This window comes from Paenibacillus litoralis, from assembly GCF_046244365.1.
GTDB lineage: Bacteria > Bacillota > Bacilli > Paenibacillales > NBRC-103111 > Paenibacillus_V.
This window is the reverse complement of record NZ_CP176395.1, coordinates 5745103-5763104: the sequence shown is the minus strand read 5'-3', so window position 1 is coordinate 5763104 and position 18002 is coordinate 5745103. Positions and strand designations below refer to the sequence as shown.

At 54.3% G+C, this 18002-nt stretch carries 16 protein-coding genes, 1 pseudogene and 1 other annotated feature; of the genes and pseudogenes, 15 read left to right on the top strand and 2 right to left on the bottom strand.

Going from position 1 to position 18002, the window contains the following annotated elements:
* Positions 1-571: 571 nt before the first annotated feature.
* A pseudogene (locus tag ACKGJP_RS24505) lies at positions 572-1960 on the bottom strand (FMN-binding glutamate synthase family protein); the annotation flags it as partial.
* Positions 1961-2208: 248 nt separating this feature from the next.
* Between ACKGJP_RS24505 and ACKGJP_RS24500 the strand changes: the two are divergent.
* The 15 genes from ACKGJP_RS24500 (at position 2209) to ACKGJP_RS24430 (ending at position 17121) form a co-directional block, all read left to right on the top strand.
* Positions 2209-2703, top strand: coding sequence for a YqeG family HAD IIIA-type phosphatase (locus ACKGJP_RS24500; RefSeq protein ID WP_409341411.1), 495 nt, complete (start codon positions 2209-2211; stop codon positions 2701-2703).
* Positions 2704-2758: 55 nt separating this feature from the next.
* Complete coding sequence (gene yqeH, locus ACKGJP_RS24495) at positions 2759-3880, top strand: ribosome biogenesis GTPase YqeH (protein WP_409341410.1); 1122 nt, start codon at positions 2759-2761, stop codon at positions 3878-3880.
* A 215-nt stretch (positions 3881-4095) separates the two neighbouring features.
* Positions 4096-4941, top strand: a complete 846-nt coding sequence (gene aroE / locus ACKGJP_RS24490) for a shikimate dehydrogenase (protein WP_409341409.1) — start codon at positions 4096-4098, stop codon at positions 4939-4941.
* A gap of 29 nt (positions 4942-4970) precedes the next feature.
* Complete coding sequence (yhbY, locus tag ACKGJP_RS24485; protein ID WP_409341408.1) at positions 4971-5261, top strand: ribosome assembly RNA-binding protein YhbY; 291 nt, start codon at positions 4971-4973, stop codon at positions 5259-5261.
* An 88-nt stretch (positions 5262-5349) separates the two neighbouring features.
* On the top strand, positions 5350-5940 hold the full coding sequence (locus ACKGJP_RS24480; protein ID WP_409341407.1) for a nicotinate-nucleotide adenylyltransferase: 591 nt from the start codon (positions 5350-5352) through the stop codon (positions 5938-5940).
* Positions 5930-6499, top strand: a complete 570-nt coding sequence (gene yqeK / locus ACKGJP_RS24475) for a bis(5'-nucleosyl)-tetraphosphatase (symmetrical) YqeK (RefSeq protein ID WP_409341406.1) — start codon at positions 5930-5932, stop codon at positions 6497-6499. The genes ACKGJP_RS24480 and yqeK overlap by 11 nt, the downstream gene beginning before the upstream one ends.
* Before the next feature lie 111 nt (positions 6500-6610).
* The gene (rsfS, locus tag ACKGJP_RS24470) at positions 6611-6952 is read left to right on the top strand and encodes a ribosome silencing factor (protein ID WP_409347247.1); all 342 of its coding nucleotides are present in this window, start codon (positions 6611-6613) and stop codon (positions 6950-6952) included.
* The gene (locus tag ACKGJP_RS24465) at positions 6949-7851 is read left to right on the top strand and encodes a S1 RNA-binding domain-containing protein (RefSeq protein WP_409341405.1); all 903 of its coding nucleotides are present in this window, start codon (positions 6949-6951) and stop codon (positions 7849-7851) included. Before rsfS ends, ACKGJP_RS24465 begins: the two co-directional genes overlap by 4 nt.
* Before the next feature lie 22 nt (positions 7852-7873).
* Positions 7874-8680, top strand: coding sequence for a class I SAM-dependent DNA methyltransferase (locus tag ACKGJP_RS24460; RefSeq protein ID WP_409341404.1), 807 nt, complete (start codon positions 7874-7876; stop codon positions 8678-8680).
* Positions 8681-8806: 126 nt separating this feature from the next.
* Positions 8807-9049 (top strand) — a binding site (T-box leader).
* Between the two features lie 111 nt (positions 9050-9160).
* Complete coding sequence (gene leuS, locus ACKGJP_RS24455; protein ID WP_409341403.1) at positions 9161-11608, top strand: leucine--tRNA ligase; 2448 nt, start codon at positions 9161-9163, stop codon at positions 11606-11608.
* Positions 11609-11884: 276 nt separating this feature from the next.
* On the top strand, positions 11885-12232 hold the full coding sequence (locus tag ACKGJP_RS24450) for a sugar phosphate nucleotidyltransferase (protein WP_409341402.1): 348 nt from the start codon (positions 11885-11887) through the stop codon (positions 12230-12232).
* 167 nt (positions 12233-12399) lie between these two features.
* Positions 12400-12924 (top strand): hypothetical protein, encoded by a 525-nt coding sequence (locus ACKGJP_RS24445; RefSeq protein ID WP_409341401.1) that lies wholly within the window; start codon positions 12400-12402, stop codon positions 12922-12924.
* Entirely contained in the window at positions 12893-13129 is a 237-nt protein-coding gene (locus tag ACKGJP_RS24440; protein ID WP_409341400.1) for a hypothetical protein, read from the top strand. The genes ACKGJP_RS24445 and ACKGJP_RS24440 overlap by 32 nt, the downstream gene beginning before the upstream one ends.
* Before the next feature lie 59 nt (positions 13130-13188).
* Positions 13189-15489, top strand: a complete 2301-nt coding sequence (locus ACKGJP_RS24435) for a glycosyltransferase family 2 protein (protein WP_409347246.1) — start codon at positions 13189-13191, stop codon at positions 15487-15489.
* Positions 15490-15555: 66 nt separating this feature from the next.
* A complete protein-coding gene (locus ACKGJP_RS24430) occupies positions 15556-17121 on the top strand; it encodes a hypothetical protein (RefSeq protein ID WP_409341399.1) in 1566 nt (521 codons plus the stop codon).
* Here the strand turns inward: ACKGJP_RS24430 and comER are convergent.
* On the bottom strand, positions 17114-17932 hold the full coding sequence (gene comER / locus ACKGJP_RS24425) for a late competence protein ComER (protein WP_409341398.1): 819 nt from the start codon (positions 17930-17932) through the stop codon (positions 17114-17116). The two genes, ACKGJP_RS24430 and comER, sit on opposite strands and share 8 nt — an antisense overlap.
* Between the last annotated feature and the right edge of the window lie 70 nt (positions 17933-18002).

Genomic DNA, 18002 nt, shown 5'->3' with positions numbered 1-18002 from the left:
TGTCGCCGCCGCTCTGCGAGCCGCCCGAGCCTTGGCCACCGCCGTCGCCCTGCGAGCCGCGCGAGCCTTGGCCGTCGCTGCCGCTCTGCACTCCGCTCGAGCCTTGTCCGCCGCCGCCGCTCTGCGAGCCGCCCGAGCCTTGTCCGCCGCCGTCGCTCTGCGCTCCGCCCGAGCCTTGGCTGTCGCCGTCGCCCTGCGAGCCGCGCGAGCCTTGGCCGTCGCTGCCGCCGTGCGAGCCGCTCAAGCCCTGGCCGCCGCTGCCGCTCTGCGTACCGCTCGAGCCTTGTCCGCCGCCGTCGTTCTGAGAGCCGCTCGAGCCTTGGCCATTGCTGCCGCCTTGCGAGCCGCCCGAGCCTTGTCCGCCGCCATCGCTCTGCGCCCCGCCGGAGCCTTGTCCGCCGCCGCCGTGCGAGCCGCTTTCTTTGTCACGGGCCGCCTTGCCGCTGCCGTACATCAGATTGTTGCTGACACTCTGACCGGAACCGGCTTTTGCCGCCTCCGATTGAGGAGGGTTGCGGGAACCGATTTCCGCGTCCGGACTGCCGTTTTTCCCAGGTGTGTACGGTTCGGAAGCAAGAGGGACCTGCGTCACTTTGCTTGTCCATTCATCCAATGCGACAAGATCGCATGGGTTAACTTGGGACAGCTTGTTTTTGCCCAGCGCACGGATAGCGAGCTTCATCTCCTCCGTCATCGAAACGAAGAAATTTTCCAAGTACGCCGCTGCATCGTCCTCATTGAGCTGATCGGTACTTTTGCCGGGATAGAATGCAAGCTCCGTCGGCGGCTCCCAAGGAATCGTTTTGGTCACCTGATCGTGGGTCATCGCCCAGAGCAGGGCGGTCCCCATATAGACGGCGTCCGCTCCAAGCGCCAGCGCCTTGAGGCATTGTCCCGGCGTCGAATAACCGCCCCCGGACAGGATCGAAATTCGATCTCTGACGCCGCGTTCCTTTAAATAGCGGATCGCCCGGGACAAGGCGAAGATGGTAGGCAGACCGAAATCGTCTTCCAGAATAGGGGCTCCGCCCTTCGTCCCGGCTTGTCCGCCGTCTATGCTGATGAAATCGACTCCAGCCTGAATGACGATTTCCAGATCATCCTCAAAATGCCCGCTTGCGCATAGCTTGACGCCGATCGGCACCCCTCCGGTAATTTTACGCAATTGCTCGACAAGCGTACGCAAATCGTCGCCTTGGTTAATTTCTTCGTGCCTGGCCGGGATGACAACGTAATCTTCATTCTGAACGCCCATGATTTGGCTTGCGCGCCCTTGTATGAATTCGGACGGAATAATGCTTGCAGTGCCTGCCGTAGCGCCTTGACCCAGATGAATCTCGATGGCGTCGGCTTGCTTAAGCACCTCCGGCTTGCGTGACCATGGGCCGGAACTGTACTGCCAAATGTAGTGCTTGGCGAGCGCGCGGTCCTCCGGGAGGAAACCTCCTTCCCCGGAATTCGTCGCCGTACCAACGGCCGCCGTTGCCCGTGCGATTGCTTTTTTGACTGTTTCGGTAACTCCGATTCCGTATCCCATCGCTCCGGACATTAGCGGAATGTCCAGCTTAAGCGGCTTCTTGGCCATCGGCCCGATCGTGATCGCCATGTCGATCTCTTCGCCTTCATGGGTGGGGAGAGCGGCCAGCTGCGCAGCCGAAAACAGTAGCCCGTCAAAGTTCAGAAATTTTCGGGGACTGCCGAACGGTCTTTCGATGATGCCGCCGGTCGCTGCCCGCAGGCTGTTTTCCACGACGACAATCGGATTGATCCGCGTCATCGCCGTAACCATTTCCCAAATGTTTTCGGAATAACGGTCGGACATGAGCCTTTTAACGAATTTGCCTACCACACGCTGAATAAGCGGTCTGGCGAAAAGCATGCCGATCATACCCGCAAGCATGACGGCGATAAACGCCCCGGCGAATGATCCAACCAGAAACCAAACCCAATTATTTCCCATACGCAACTCCTCGTATCGTTTTATCGGAATGCGGTCGAATAGCTTAAGATGATATGCCTGACGCAACGCTTTCACAAAAAAAGAGGCTTTTCGTTTACTGTGATGTTATTGCAAATAGGGCATTCTATATTGTGCCAATTCGCGTATTTCATATACGATCTCCGCTTAATCCGTATTGCTTTGCAAGAAAAAGGATTTATGTGGTATAGTTTTTCTAATATTAGTGGCGGATGCCGGGGTGAAACGGTTTGATCAATAAGCTAGTGCCTCGCATGCAGGCGAAAACGGTATACGACATTGATTTGAACGCGCTGCGGAGAGCGGGAATCCGGGGTGTGATAACGGATTTGGACAACACCCTGGTAGGGGCCAAAGAACCGGTGGCGACGCCTAAGCTCGTGGAATGGCTGAACGGGCTGCGCGAGTCCGGCTTCCAGGTCGTCATCGTCTCCAATAACAGCGAGGCGAGGGTAAGCAAGTTCGCAGAGCCGCTTACGGTACCGTTCATTTATAGCGCCAGAAAGCCGATGAACGTCGCTTTTCATAAAGCGATGGGCATCATGGGCGTCACGCCCCAGCAGACGGCGGTGGTCGGAGATCAAATGCTGACGGATGTGCTCGGCGGGAACCGGCTCGGTTTGTTTACGATTTTGGTTCAACCGATCGCGCTTAAGGACGAAGGGTTTTTTACAAAAATAAACCGTACGATCGAAAAAGCCGCACTTTCGTTCATGAAAAAGTGAACGCGCGGTTTTTCGGCGTTTCGTATGGAATCGGAAACCCCAATTAGGAGGAGCTATGTCTTTACTCGAAGAAGAAACTTTGTTTTGCGAAGGGTGCGGGGTCAAACTGCAAATGGACGACCCTGCCAAGATCGGATTCGTTCCGGAGCAGGCGCTGCTGAAAGTGCCGGTCATCTGCCAGCGCTGTTTTCGGATTAAGCACTATAATGAAATGTCTAGCGCGACCCTCAACCAGGACGATTTTTTGCGCATGCTGGGCTCGATCGGAAGTACGCGAAGCCTCGTCGTTCATATCGTCGACCTGTTTGATTTCGAAGGCAGCCTGATCGGCGGCTTGCAGCGGTTTATCGGGAATAACCCGGTGCTGCTGGTCGTGAACAAGATCGATTTGTTTCCGAAAGTAACGAATTGGAATAAGCTCCACAACTGGGTGCAGAAGCAAGCCAAGGAGAACGGCCTGAAAACGGAAGGCATCGTGCTCGTCAGCGCCAAAAAGAATATCGGCTTCGACAGGCTGCTGAGCTTGGTGGCGGAGCAGCGTAAAGGCCGCGACGTTTATGTAGTCGGCGCAACGAATGTGGGTAAGTCGACGCTGATTAACAGGCTGATCCGCGATTTCAGCGACTTGGAAGGAGAATTGACGACCTCCCCGTACCCGGGAACGACCCTCGACCTGATCAAAATTCCGCTCGATGACGGCAAAGCGATCGTCGATACGCCGGGAATCGTGTACAAGCATAGACTGACGGAACTGGTCGATAAAGCGGATTTGCGCTATGTGCTGCCGGATAAGCCGCTGAAGCCGATGGTTTATCAGTTGAACGAGCGCCAAACGCTGTTTTTCGGTTCGCTGGCACGGTTCGATTTCGTAAAAGGGGAACGTCAGTCGTTTACCTGCTTCATGTCGAATGCGATCGAGATTCATCGTACGAAGCTGGACAACGCGGATACGCTGTACGCGGAGCATAAGGGAGTGCTACTGCAGCCCCCGGCGCTTGAAAAGCTGGACGATCTGCCGCCGCTCTCGCGCCATTCGATCCGCATCCCGAAAGGCAGCCGTTCCGATGTTTTGATATCGGGGCTTGGCTGGATCAAGGTGAACGGCGAGACGGGAGCCGATCTAGAGGTGCATGTGCCGAAAGGCGTTAAAATTGCCGTTCGGACATCGTTAATATAAAAGACGGCACCGGTACGCCTCGGAAGGAACGGTTATGCTACGAAGCTCCGCTTCACTTTTTTGGGATTTCATGGGGCTCCCCGAAAAGTAATCGGAATAAGCTTCAAAGCTTCGCTTCACTTTTTTGGGATTTCATGGGGCTCCCCGAAAAGTAACCGGAATAAGCTACGAAGCTTCGCTTCACTTTTTGGGGAACAGACAGGGGGAAGTCATTCATGCATATCGACAGCCATACGATCTTATACGGCGTTTTCGGCGACCCGGTTCGCCATTCCAAATCGCCGCTTATGCTGAACCGCGCTTTTGCCGAAGCGGGACTCAATGCGGCTTACGCGGCCTTCCATATTAAGCCGGGCACGCTGAAAGACGCGATAAACGGCATTCGCGCCCTTCAATTTCGCGGCGTCAACGTCACGATTCCGCATAAAGAGGAAGTCATGTCCTACATGGACGAAATCGACGAGGGGGCCCGGATTATCGGCGCGGTCAACACCGTAGTCAATGACGGAGGCAAGCTGATCGGATATAATACGGACGGTATCGGCTATATTCGTTCCTTGAAGGAAGAAACCGGTCTGACGCTTTCCGGCAAAAAGGTGCTTATGCTCGGGGCGGGCGGCGCTTCTCGAGGCGTTGCTTATGCGCTGGCCAAGGAAGGCGCAGCCGCGATATGGTTCGCGAATCGGACCGTCGAACGGGCAAAGGATTTGGCTGCATATACGTCGGCCTATACGGAATCTGCCGGAATCGGCTTAGGCGACATCGATGCGATCAAGGATCAAGTGGACATCGTCGTTAACAACACGCCCGTCGGGATGCATCCGAACGTCGACGAGGTGCCGATCGACACTTCCTGGTTCCATGAGGGGCTTGTCGTGAGCGATATCATCTACACGCCGATGGAAACGCGGCTGCTGAGGGAAGCTAAGCATAAAGGCGCCGTAACGCATAGCGGGTTGGGCATGTTCATTTACCAGGGCGCTTACGCGTTCGAATACTGGACCGGACAGCCTGCTCCCGTTGCGGCCATGCGGGAAGTCGTTTTGCAATCCATGACTTAATAATCGACACGAAGAATAGAGGAATGTTCATGCTAACAGGTAAACAAAAAAGGTATCTCCGCTCGCAAGCCCATCATTTGACTCCGATTTTTCAGGTGGGCAAAGGCGGAGTGAACGATCATTTGATCAAGCACATCGAAGAATCGCTTGAGGTGCGGGAGCTCATTAAGATATCCGTGCTGAACAACAATGACGACGATCGGAACGAAATCGCGGACGAGCTGGCAGACCGTTCCGGAGCGGAGCTCGTACAAGTAATCGGCAAAACGATCGTACTTTACAAGGAATCCAAGGAAAACAAAAAAATCGAGCTGCCGTAAGTCGGGAGGGAATGACCCGATCGCGAAGCGTCGGCTTCGAGATGGACAAGCTCCTCAAGGAGACGCTGTCGTTGACAGGGGGATTCGAATGAAAAAGGTCGGCATTATGGGCGGTACGTTCGATCCGATTCATCTGGGCCATCTGATTGCTGCCGAAGAGGCGCGTTCGGGGGCCGGGCTCGACGAGGTTTGGTTTATGCCGTCGAACGTACCGCCCCATAAACCGAATGCGCCGAAGGCATCGCCGTCCGAACGCCTCGATATGGTACGGGAGGCGATCGAAGGGCATCCCATGTTTCGTGCGATCGATATCGAGCTGACGCTCGGCGGCACCTCGTATACGTCCGAAACGATGGCTGTTTTACGCGGCTTGCATCCGGACATCGTTTTTTCGTATATTATCGGAGCGGATATGGTCATGTACCTGCCGAAATGGCATCAAATCGGGGAACTTGTTCGTCAGATCGGATTTATCGGACTTCAGCGGCCCGGTTACGATTTGCAGCCGGAGCTGCTGCCGGATTCGATTCGGGACAAGGTAACGCTTGTGCCGATGATCCCGATCGAGCTGTCCTCGACGGAAATCCGGGAGCGAATGAGGACGGGACGGGCAATCCGTTTTCTCGTGCCCGAACCGGTGAGGACGTATATAGAGAGGAATGGGCTGTATGAATCGTGAAGCGATGATGGAAGAAGTGCGTTCGCAAATGCCGGCGAAACGCTGGGAGCATACGGTCGGCGTGATGAAGAGCGCGGTTTTGCTGGCCGGACAGTATGGCGCAGACGTACAGAAGGCCGAGCTAGCCGCGTTGCTTCACGACTATTGCAAATATTGGCCGGTTGATAAGCAGAGAAGCGTGCTTGAAGAGTGCGGCGAGCTGGGCGATTTGCTGGAATACGATAAAGCGCTTTTGCATGCGCCGGCTGCTGCCGTTCTTGTATGCAATAAGTTCGGCATTGAAGACGCGGAAGTACTGGATGCGATTCGTTATCACACCTCCGGGCGCGTCGGCATGACGCTGCTTGATAAAATCGTCTGCTTGGCGGATTACATCGAGCCGGGAAGAGATTTTCCCGAAGTCAATCTGCTTCGCCAGTTGGCGGAAACAAGCTTGGAAAAGGCGCTGATCGCCGGTTTCGACTCGACGATCTCCTATCTGCTCGGCAAAGGGCAGAAGGTATACCCGATGACGCTGCTGGCGCGAAATGCTCTGATTGACGAATGCAGAGGCAAATAACGGAGCGGAACTTTTGAAATGATATAGCAATAAAGTCCCGAATAGCGGAAGAACGAACCGAAAAGAACGGCTTTACGCTGCGGGAATTAAGGGAGGAAGCTGTTTTTGAACATGACACCTGAACGTTTGATGAAAATGGTTTACGGCGCAGCCGAGGATAAAAAAGGAATGAACCCCGTCGCGCTGGATCTGCAAGGCATTTCGCTGATTGCCGACTATTTCGTAATTGTGCACGGGAATTCGGAGACGCAGGTTCAGGCCATCGCAACGGAAATCCGCAAAAAAGCGGAGGAGCACGGCGTGCGCGTGCGCGGTCTGGAAGGGATGGACACGGCGCGTTGGGTGCTTGTCGATCTCGGCGACGTCGTCGCTCACGTCTTTCATCGCGACGAGCGCGAATACTATAATCTCGAGCGGCTTTGGTCCGATGCGAAAGTGGTTGCGAACGTATGACGATGACGGCCGGAACGACCGTATCGCTAGAGGTCGCAAGGGAAGTATCGCCATACGGATATTTTGTGACCGATGGTTACCAGGACGTGCTCCTGCACTATACGGAGATCGTCGGCAGCGTGAAAATCGGCGACAAGCCGGATGTTTTCCTCTATTACGATACGGAAGACAGGCTCGCCGCTACGATGCGCAAACCGCTGCTGCAGCTGGGACAAACGGCGCTTCTGCAGGTGGCGGACCTTCATCCGCGCTTCGGCGCTTTTCTCGATATGGGACTCGGCAGGCAACTGCTGCTGCCCTATAAAGAACAGCCGGAGCTTAAGGAGCTCCGGCCCCAAGTCGGGGATTCCGTCTATGCGGTGATGACCCACGATAAGCAAGGGCGGCTGATCGCCAGGCTGGCCGGCGAGCCGGAACTGGCGGACATGGTTTTCCACGCTCCGACCTCTTGGAAGAACGAATGGCGTTCCGCTCGCGTATACAAATCGCTCCAGGTCGGGACGTTCGCCGTGGTCGACGGGGGCGTGCTCGGTTTTGGCGCTCTCGGCATGGTCCACGCAACGGAACGGGTAGGCTTGCCTCGGGTAGGCGAGGAGATCAAGGTGCGTATCGCATTTATCCGCGAAGACGGAAGAGTCAATCTTTCGATGCGGCAGCCGAAGCATGTCAGTCAAGGCGCAGACGCCGACGTCATTATGGACTACTTGCGGGAGCGTCCGAACCAGTCGATGCCGTATTCCGACGCGACGCCTTCCGACATTATTACGTCCAAATTCCATATGAGCAAAGGGGCTTTCAAGAGAGCGCTAGGCAAGCTCATGAAGGAAGGCCTGATCGAGCAGAAGGAAAATTGGACGTATTTGAAGCAGCAGGATGGGGAGAGCAATGATCCTGCTTGAAAGCGAAAGGACGTGACGAACGATGGCCTATCGGCAATTTGCCTCCGTCTATGATCGTTTGATGGCGGACATGCCATATGCGGACTGGCTTCGTTTCGCGGACGATTGCTGGAGAAGGTTCGGCAGGCCGGCGACCGTCGTCGACCTCGGCTGCGGAACGGGGACGATCGCCGTCCCGATGGCCGGGCAAGGCTTTCAGGTAACGGGCATCGATATTTCGGAGGACATGCTCGCGATCGCGCAGCAAAAAAGCGACGCCGTTTTCGGAAACGCCGGTCGAGGTCCGGTTTGGCTCAAGCAGGACATGCGCCATTGGCAGCTGCCGAGTCGTGTGGACGCCGTCGTATCGTTCTGCGATTGCATGAATTATTTGCTGGAAGAGAGAGATCTTATCCGTACGTTCCGGCAGACGTTCGATGCGCTCAATCCGAAAGGTTTGTTCGTCTTCGACATGCATACGCCTAATCAGCTGCATGCGTACGCCGAGTCGCAGCCGTTCCTGCTTGATGAGGAAGAGATCGCATACCTCTGGACGAGCGAATGGGACGATCGAAGACAGGAAGTCGAGCATCAGATCACGTTTTTTGTCAGCGAGACCTTGATGGAATCCGACAGTCAAGAGGGACGGAACGCGAGCGACGGCGGAGCCTCCCGTGACCGTTTTCGCCGGTTCGAGGAGTCTCATATCCAGCGCGCTTACCCGGAGGAATGGGTGAAGAGCAAGCTGCTGGAGGCGGGTTTTGCGAGCGTATCGAGTTTTGCGGATTTCGGCTGGGAGCAGCCGGATGAGAAGACGCAGCGTATTTTTTATGTAGCTTGCAAGGGATAAGATCCCGGATTAAAGCGCGTATCGGTTGAAGCGCCGTTCCTCGTGCTCAGCCGATTAGGATTGTTTGCCGGCCGGCTTGACAGCAAACGCCATTTTTCCCTATAATCAAAGGAAATGTTGGAATAGAGTAAGGCAGTGACAAGGAGTAGTAGCTGCGAACTCATTTTTCAGAGAGCCGGTGCAGGCGGTGCAAGCCGGTAAATGAGCGAAGCGAACTCGCCTTCGAGCCAGACGGTGAACGGGAACGGTCAATCGGTCCCGCAACCTGATCGTATGCCTGCGTTAAAGGCGTCTGAGTGGGCATGAACGCAAGTATTCGTTCGTGTCAACTAGGGTGGTACCACGGGAATTCAACCTCTCGTCCCTAGCCTTTGCGCTAGCGACGGAGGTTTTTTTGCTTCAAGAACGATTAATCAGGCTCCTCGTCCTATCGGTTTGAATAAACGAAAGACAGCGGAGATCACATTAGGAGGAAGTATTATGGTGCAGGAAGGCAAAGAACAGCAAGGGTATCAGCCGTCCGTATTGGAGCCGAAATGGCAGCAGTACTGGGATGCGAATAAAACGTTCAAAGTGCAGGAGAACGTCGATAAACCGAAATTTTACGCGCTCGACATGTTTCCGTATCCGTCGGGAGCGGGACTTCACGTCGGTCACCCAGAGGGCTACACGGCGACGGACATCGTTTCGCGCTTCAAAAGGATGCGCGGCTTCAACGTGCTGCATCCGATGGGCTGGGACGCGTTCGGATTGCCGGCCGAGCAGTACGCGCTGCAAACCGGACGTCATCCGCGCGATATTACCGTAGAGAACATTAACAATTTCCGCCGTCAAATCAAGTCGCTCGGCTTCTCGTACGACTGGGACCGCGAAATTAGCACGACCGACCCGGATTACTACAAATGGACGCAATGGATTTTTATCCAGTTGTATAACAAAGGCCTTGCCTACGTCGACGAAGTGCCGGTTAACTGGTGCCCGGCACTCGGTACGGTTCTGGCCAACGAAGAAGTGATCGACGGCTTGAGCGAACGCGGAAACCATCCGGTCATCCGCAAGCCCATGCGGCAGTGGATTCTGAAAATTACCGAGTATGCGGAGCGGCTGCTGGAAGACCTGGAGGAGCTGGACTGGTCGGAAAGCATTAAAGACATGCAGCGCAACTGGATCGGAAAATCGAAGGGAGCGGAAGTACAATTCGCGATCGACGGGCATGACGCCTCGCTTACGGTATTTACGACCCGGCCCGACACCTTGTTCGGTGCGACTTATTGCGTACTGGCGCCGGAGCATGAACTGGTTAAAGTCATTACGACGGCCGAACAGAAAGGCTCCATAGAGGATTATCAGGACAAAGCCGCACGTAAAAGCGACCTGGAACGTACCGACCTCGCTAAGGATAAAACCGGCGTGTTTACCGGTGCTTATGCGGTGAATCCGGTTAATGGAGCGAAAGTGCCGATCTGGATTGCCGATTATGTGCTGGCCGGTTACGGGACTGGCGCGATTATGGCGGTTCCCGGCCATGACGAGCGGGACTACGCGTTTGCGAAGCAGTTCGACCTTCCGATTATTGAAGTCGTTCAAGGCGGCAACTTGGCGGAAGCCGCTTATGCGGGCGATGGGGAGCACGTCAATTCGGACTTCCTGAACGGCCTGAGCAACGAGAAAGCGATTGCCGCTATGATCGAATGGCTGGAAGCAAACGGCAAAGGCAAGGGCAAAGTGACGTATCGTCTTCGCGACTGGCTGTTTAGCCGCCAGCGTTACTGGGGAGAACCGATTCCGATTCTGCATCTGGAAGACGGCACGATGAAAACCGTTCCGTTGGAGCAGCTTCCTCTCTTGCTGCCGGATGTCGAGCAAATTACGCCGTCGGGAACCGGCGAATCGCCGCTGGCTACCGTTGAGGAATGGGTCAACACGATCGATCCGGAAACCGGCATGAAGGCGCGCCGCGAAACGAATACGATGCCGCAATGGGCCGGCAGCTGCTGGTATTATTTGCGCTTTATCGATCCGCATAACGACGAGCAGCTCTGTTCGCCGGAGAAGCAGAAGGAATGGTTGCCTGTCGATTTGTACATCGGCGGAGCGGAGCATGCGGTGCTTCACTTGCTATATGCGAGGTTCTGGCATAAGGTATTGTACGATCTGGGCGTCGTGTCGACGAAGGAGCCATTCTACAAGCTGGTCAACCAAGGCATGATTCTCGGCGAAAACAACGAGAAAATGAGTAAATCGCGCGGCAACGTCATCAACCCGGACGAAATCGTAAACGAATACGGCGCGGATACGCTGCGGATGTACGAAATGTTTATGGGGCCGCTGGAAGCGACAAAGCCTTGGAACGTAAACGGCGTAGAGGGATCATTCCGGTTCTTGAGCAGGGTTTGGCGGTTGTTCGTGAATGAAGACGGTACCTTAAGCGGCAAAATCGTCGACGATGAGTCGCAAACGAGCGAAGCCTTCAAGAAAACGTGGCACAAAACGGTGAAGAAAGTGACCGAGGACTACGACGCGCTCCGTTTCAATACGGCGATCAGCCAAATGATGATATTCGTCAATGACGCTTACAAAACGGAGAAGCTGCCGCGTTCGGCCATGAAGCATTTCGTGCAGATGCTGTCCCCAACCGCTCCGCACATTGCGGAAGAATTGTGGGAGCGTCTCGGCCATGCGGAAAGCGTCAGCTACGAGCCTTGGCCGCAGTACGACGAGGCTTGGACGGTCGACAACGAGGTGGAGATCGTAGTCCAGGTCAACGGCAAGATCGTTGAACGGGTAGCGATCCCGGCCGATATGGACGAAGCTTCCATGCAGGAGCTCGCGCAGTCGCTCGATAAAGTGAAGGATGCCATGGCGGGCAAATCCGTTCGCAAAGTAATCGCAGTCAAAGGAAAGCTGGTCAATTTGGTGGTTGGATAAGATCGTATCGTAAGAAAGCCGGCGGATTTCCGCCGGCTTTTTATTTTTTGCATGTTTGGCAGGTACGGTAACATACGGCTATGTACATACGCATACTATAAGGCACCGCCATATTTCCGACAAATATCGAGGAATAATGTGACAAAAGACACAAAACTAGCATATGACAAAAGTCCTATATATCGTGATATAATGGTATGAAATTAGGATGAAAGTAGTAATCGTGATAATGATTTGGCGATAATCGTTTTCCGGTTAACGCGGGGGGTGGAAGTATTGTGGTTCGTTCTGCTGTCCGGAGGCTCGGGAAAACGTCTCTGGCCGTTGTCAAACGACAGTCAATCCAAACAATTTTTGCAAGTTCTGGACGGAGAAGACGGTTCGCCAATCTCCATGCTTCAGCACATCTGGGGAAAGTTTAAAGCCAGAGGCTTGCAGGATCGCTGTTTGGTCGCCACTTCTGCTGAGCAGGAGATATACGTAAAGCGGCAGCTGGGCGAGGATGTGCGAATCGTCCTCGAGCCCGAACGTATGGATACGTTTGCGGCTATTGCCTTAAGCGTCACGTATCTGCATGATGTTTTCGGCGTAACTCCGGATGAACCTATAATCTTACCTGTCTGATGGAACACCTTCGAAAGAAAGGACTCCCCTGCCGCTTTGAAGCCATTCGCAACTCCTACACCGCATTTCCCAAAACCAGTTTCGATTGCGCAGTCGTAGAACTCGAATCCGACATTGCGATGCTTCCCCATTACGGCAGCTGGCAGGACCTCGGCACCTGGTGCTCGTTGACCGGGCAGATGACAAAGAACGTCATAGGCCAAGCTGTCTTAGCGGAAGATTGTTCCGATGTTCATGTTATTAATAAGCAGGCTGTGCCGGTTATCGTCATGGGGCTGCATCATGTTGTGGTAGTGGCTTCCGATCAAGGCATATTAGTTGCGGATAAAAAGGCGAGCGCGAATTTGAAGACGATTCTGCCTGACATGGAAAATACCGAGGGGGACGTACACGAGATAGATAGGTATCGATCCGAAGGAAGCGATACGCTGACGAGCCGTCTGTCGTTATCCGATGGCGATCAAATAAGCGGATGGCTGGAGACCGGGGAATCCGTAACTTGGCATGTTATGGAAGGCTGCGCACGGGTAGTTGCGAACGATGATTTCTTTGAAATTAATGAGGGAGAGAGCAAGAGGATAGCGGATTCTGGTGGGTATTCCTTAACAGCGGGAGACAAAAAACTTGTCGCACTGGAAATTCGAACGAGGAGATGCAGCCATGAGAGCTTCGAAAAAGCTAACCGGATTTGAGAAGGAGAAAGTGGAACGCTATCTCTCCGTTCTGGAGACGGAGATGATCGTAGCCGAGCAGGAGCTGGAACGCAGCCGTAAGCGGTATGAGACGGATCGGCGGGAGTTGACTGGCCGAATGGAGGAACTGCAAGCCCGAATGGCCGAGTTGACGCGGCAAGAGCAAAGGCTGGAGCAATGGATTTCGCTCCATGAACGCGTATGAGGAAATTCCCCACCCGGTTGTTCGGGATTAGCCGCAAGCGCGCGAATGAAGCCATTCAAATGCTCGAGTCCGAGCTGACTGCCCAAAAGCGCAAGCAGCGCGAATTTGAAGCCGCGAGCGCACAGAGGCTGGCGGAGCTTCTAGGGGAGCTTGAGCGGCTCGAAGATGAAATTGCGCGTCGCAAGGGCAGGATTGACGAGCTCATGGAGCGGAAACTGATCATGATGGACCGAAGCGGCCTTCAGCCGAACGCTCTGCAAAAGCCGCCGGTTTCAACCGGTTCCGATCCGGGTATGAGAACCGGACGGTTATTTCGTCTCGGGGACAAGCTGGTTTCCGAGGGGTATGTCAGTACGGAGCAGTTGGATGACGCCATGGCGCATCAGGAGAAGTACGGCGGCCGTCTCGGCGATATTATGATCGAGAAAGGGTTTCTGCCGAAGGAACAGCTTGAACGGCTGGCAGGCCAGATGCCGAAGAAAGGGCGTCTTGGCGACATGCTGCTGGAGGCGGGCGAGATTACGGAGGAACAGCTGCAGAAGGCGCTCCAATTCCAGCAAAAAAGCGGAGGCTTGCTGGGCGATATTTTGCTCGCGCTTCGTATTCTCGAACCGGAGAAGCTGTACCGTTTCATCGCCACGCAGAACAGCATTGGACGCGTGGGCAGCGAGTTTTCGTTCGATGAGGTGCCTAAGCTGCCGGAGCAGATGGCGCGAAGCTTTGACGCGGTCGTCATTAATCAGGACAATAACCGGTTTTTGGTCGCGGTAGGCACCCCGCTGGAAACGGAAGCGGCACGTTCCATCGAAGGGTATTTGCAAATGCCGATCGAGCAGGTGCTTGCAACGCGCGAGGAAATGGAGTTTTTCTGGAAAAATGTGTACGAGTCGGAGCTGATGCAGGAAAGCACCCGGAAGCTTGTGGAGGAGCAGCCCGAAAACTCGGCGCATGTTACGTTTACGCGGCTGCAGCTGGCGGCGCTGGGGGTTATGGTCGTTATGCTCGTCATCGGCTTTTTCGCGGATTTCACGCGGACGCTGATCGGGCTCAATATCGCCGTTCAACTTTTTTATTTCACGATGACGATATTCAAGTTTACGATCATCGCTTACGGGGCGCGCTCCGATGCGCAGCTCCGTTTTACCGATGAACAGATTGCGGCGATCGACGAGAAATCGCTGCCGATTTATACGATTCTCGTTCCCATGTACAAGGAAAGTCAAGTTATTCCGCATCTTCTGGAAAATATCGAACGGCTCGATTATCCCAAGGCGAAGCTGGATGTCAGGCTTCTCATCGAGCAAGACGACATCGAAGCGCAAGAGCTTCTGGCCAGCATGCGACTGCCTGCCTATTACACGACGATCGTCGTTCCCCATAGCTTGCCCAAGACGAAGCCGAAAGCGTGCAACTACGGGCTCATACGGGCGCGGGGAGAATACGTGGTCATTTATGACGCGGAAGACCGTCCGGATCCGGATCAATTGAAAAAGGTGCATGCGGCGTTTCTCAAGAGCCCCGACCGCTGCGTCTGCATCCAGGCCAAGCTGAACTATTTCAACAGCAATCAGAATTTGCTCACCAGGTGGTTTACGCATGAGTACAGCATGTGGTTCGAGCTGCTGCTTCCCGGCGTCATGCAGCTTGATATTCCGATTCCGCTGGGCGGAACCTCCAATCATTTCAAAATGTCGGTCCTACGCGAAATTAACGCATGGGATCCGTACAACGTAACGGAGGATGCCGATCTCGGCATCCGGTTGTACAAGTCGGGCTATACGACGGCCATCGTCGACTCGCGTACGTGGGAAGAGGCGAACAGCCGCGTCGGCAATTGGATTCGGCAGCGTTCGCGCTGGATTAAAGGCTACATGCAAACATGGCTCGTCCATATGCGAAACCCTCTGCGGTTGTGGCGGGAGCTTGGCACGAAAGGCTTCTTCGGCTTTCAGGTGATGGTGTTGGCGACGCCGCTTCTGCCGCTTCTGAACCCCGGATACTGGCTGATGCTGCTGCTTTGGTACGGCTGGAAGCTGGCGATCATTAAACAATTTTTCCCGGGGGCCATCTATTACTTGGCGGCTGCCGAATTTTTCATCGGCAATTTTTTGTTCGTGTTCAGCAATGTTGCCGGCATTTATTGGGTCATCGAGGATTTGGAGAAGAAGCGTCAGCAAGTATTTTCCTATCGGCTCGTGAAATACGCGCTTCTTACGCCGATCTACTGGGTATTGATGAGTATCGCCGCATTTAAAGCGGCTTGGCAGCTCATTACGAAGCCGTTCTATTGGGAGAAGACGACGCACGGGCTGGCGAAAGGCCATACGCCGGACAATCCCCCGGGTCCGTTAGGGATGTAAGCTTGCGTGTCGGTTAATCAAACCTGAAAACAGGCGGCGGTATCGCGATTGAAGGGAGGGCGACATATGGGGAGAAGACAGAAGCTTTCGGTATGGGGCGTGTTTACGCTTGTTTTTATGCTGGAGCTTGCGGTCGGCTATTACTTAACCGATGTATACGGCTTTATGTCCGGCGATGCCATGAGCCGCGTAGCCAACGCCTTCTATACTCTTTACAGCCGCTTTCCCGGACTTGCGAACATCGGCTTTGTCTGGAATCCGCTCCCCAGCTTGCTGGAGCTTCCTCTGCTTGTACTGTACCCGGTTTATCCGGAAATCGCTTCCTCCGGCCTGGCGGCTGTTTTCATGACCAGCCTGTTTGCCGCACTTACGGCGGGGATGCTTGTCAGGGCGGGCATTCGATTCGGGATGAAGCCATGGCTCAGCATCACGTTCGCTCTGCTGTATGCGCTCAATCCGTATATTTTTTATTACGGGGCAAACGGGCTGACGGAATCGATTTTTATTACTTTCATTACGATGGCGGTTGTTCAGCTTTTGCTCTGGATTCAAAAGGACGACATGTTCCCGATCAGCATTATCGCGTTCATGCTTGCGTTCGGCTTCTGGACGCGGTATGAGGCGGTCCCGCTCGGCATAGCCTTCGCAGGGGCGGTTATGCTCGTCAACCTCAGAATGCGAAACAGCGCGTTAAGCTTGAGCGAGCGCTTGTACAAAACGGAGGGATCCTTGATCGTTCTGCTTACGCCTGCTGTTTTTTCAGGCTTGCTGTGGATATTTTTCAACTATACGATCATGGGAGACGCGCTCTATTTCCTTCATTCCTCTTACAGTAATTTGGGACAAGCCGAGCTTATCAAAAACAACGAGGTTTTTGCGGCGCTGACGAACCATCCCGTTCGAACGCTAGCGTTTGTAGCCCGTAAAATGAGCTATTTTTGCATGCCGGTTGCGCTAATCGCGATGATTCGGTTGTGCGAGCGACGGTTGTTCCAGACCGATTTCGTCATCCTGCTGCTGCTTGCGTTCGCAATCCCGGCCATGCAGTTTGTGCTTCTGCTAAAAGGGGCTTCGGCGGCATGGATTCGTTATTACATGTACCCGCTGCCGATCGCAATCGCATGGTTGCCGTACGAATGGAGCATGATGAAGTACCGCAAAACATGGAGCGCGCTAGCGGTCGTAGCTTTACTGGCAAGCTCCGTCGTTCTGACGATGGCGATGAACAATCCGAAGGTGGCTTCCGACGAATACGAAGCGTTTCACCGCAATAAATTGTACAGGGAACAGGAAGCGAAACGAGAAGTAGCGGCTTATTTGCGGGAGCGTCTGCCGAATGCCCGTATTTTAACGGATTCGTTCAGCAGCTTCGGCGTCATTATGAGCAGCCGGATGCCTAAGCAATTTATTATGACGAGCGATCGCGATTTCGAGAGTAGCTTAGCCGAGCCTCGGACGCATAACGTCGATTATATTTTGCTTCCGAATCCGGTCGCGGTGCTTGCACTCGATCAAGTGAACCGTTCGTATCCCGAGCTCTATGCAAATGGAGCCGATTGGGTTTCGCTGGAACGGGAATTCGGCGAATACTGGAAGCTATACAAAGTAAAAGCTGACCCCAAAGTCAGCTAAGCATCGAGGACGCCTTGTCGACGTCTTCTTCATATTTGGCTTGCGTAATGCGGAAAAGCTGGTTGAATACGTCCCGCAGCTCGTCGTTCATCAGCTTCAAGCCCTCCGCCGTGATGCCGCCGGGTACCGCGACGCGTTGTTGAAGCGATTCGGGTGTAAAGCCTCCGGCCGTAAGCAGCTTTCCCGTTCCTAGAAGCATTTCGCAGGCGAGGAAGGCCGCTTGCTCGTAAGGAATGCCCGTTTCTTTAACGGCGGCGGCAATGAAGCTCTGCAGGAGGTTGGCGAAAAATGCCGGTCCGCAGCTCGAAATGTCAGAGGTCACCCGCGTGTACTTCTCGGAAACGCGGATTGGCCGGCTAAAGCGGGCCAGCATCGTTTCGATATGCTCGATATCGTCATTCGTGAGCCTTTCGCCGTACATGCATATCGTCGGCCCGCATTCCACGTAGTTCGTAATACTTGGAATCACCTTGGCGATTTTGCAGGGAAGCTGCTCCTCCAAATGCCGGATCAGCACAGGGCTCGTAATGGAAATGACGATCTGCGATGCGCTCGTCCGCGGTTTGATATCGTCGATAACTTTTTTGAATTCGGATGGCTTTACGCATATAAACATGATGCCGCATTGTTCCGCCACCTCAACATTGGATGACGCGGCTTGAAGACCGGGATAACGGTACGCCAGCTGTTCCGCTTTATTGGCCGTCCGGTTGCTTGCGACGATGTGCTGCGGAAGAAGCGCCCCCGAACGAATCAGCGATTCTATGAGGATGCTTCCCATACTGCCCGTACCGATAAAACCAATTTTCATGTGAATCCCTCCCTGAAATCGAACAACCGGCCACGGCTGCAGCGGCGTCCCCCGCTTCATCAAGTATATT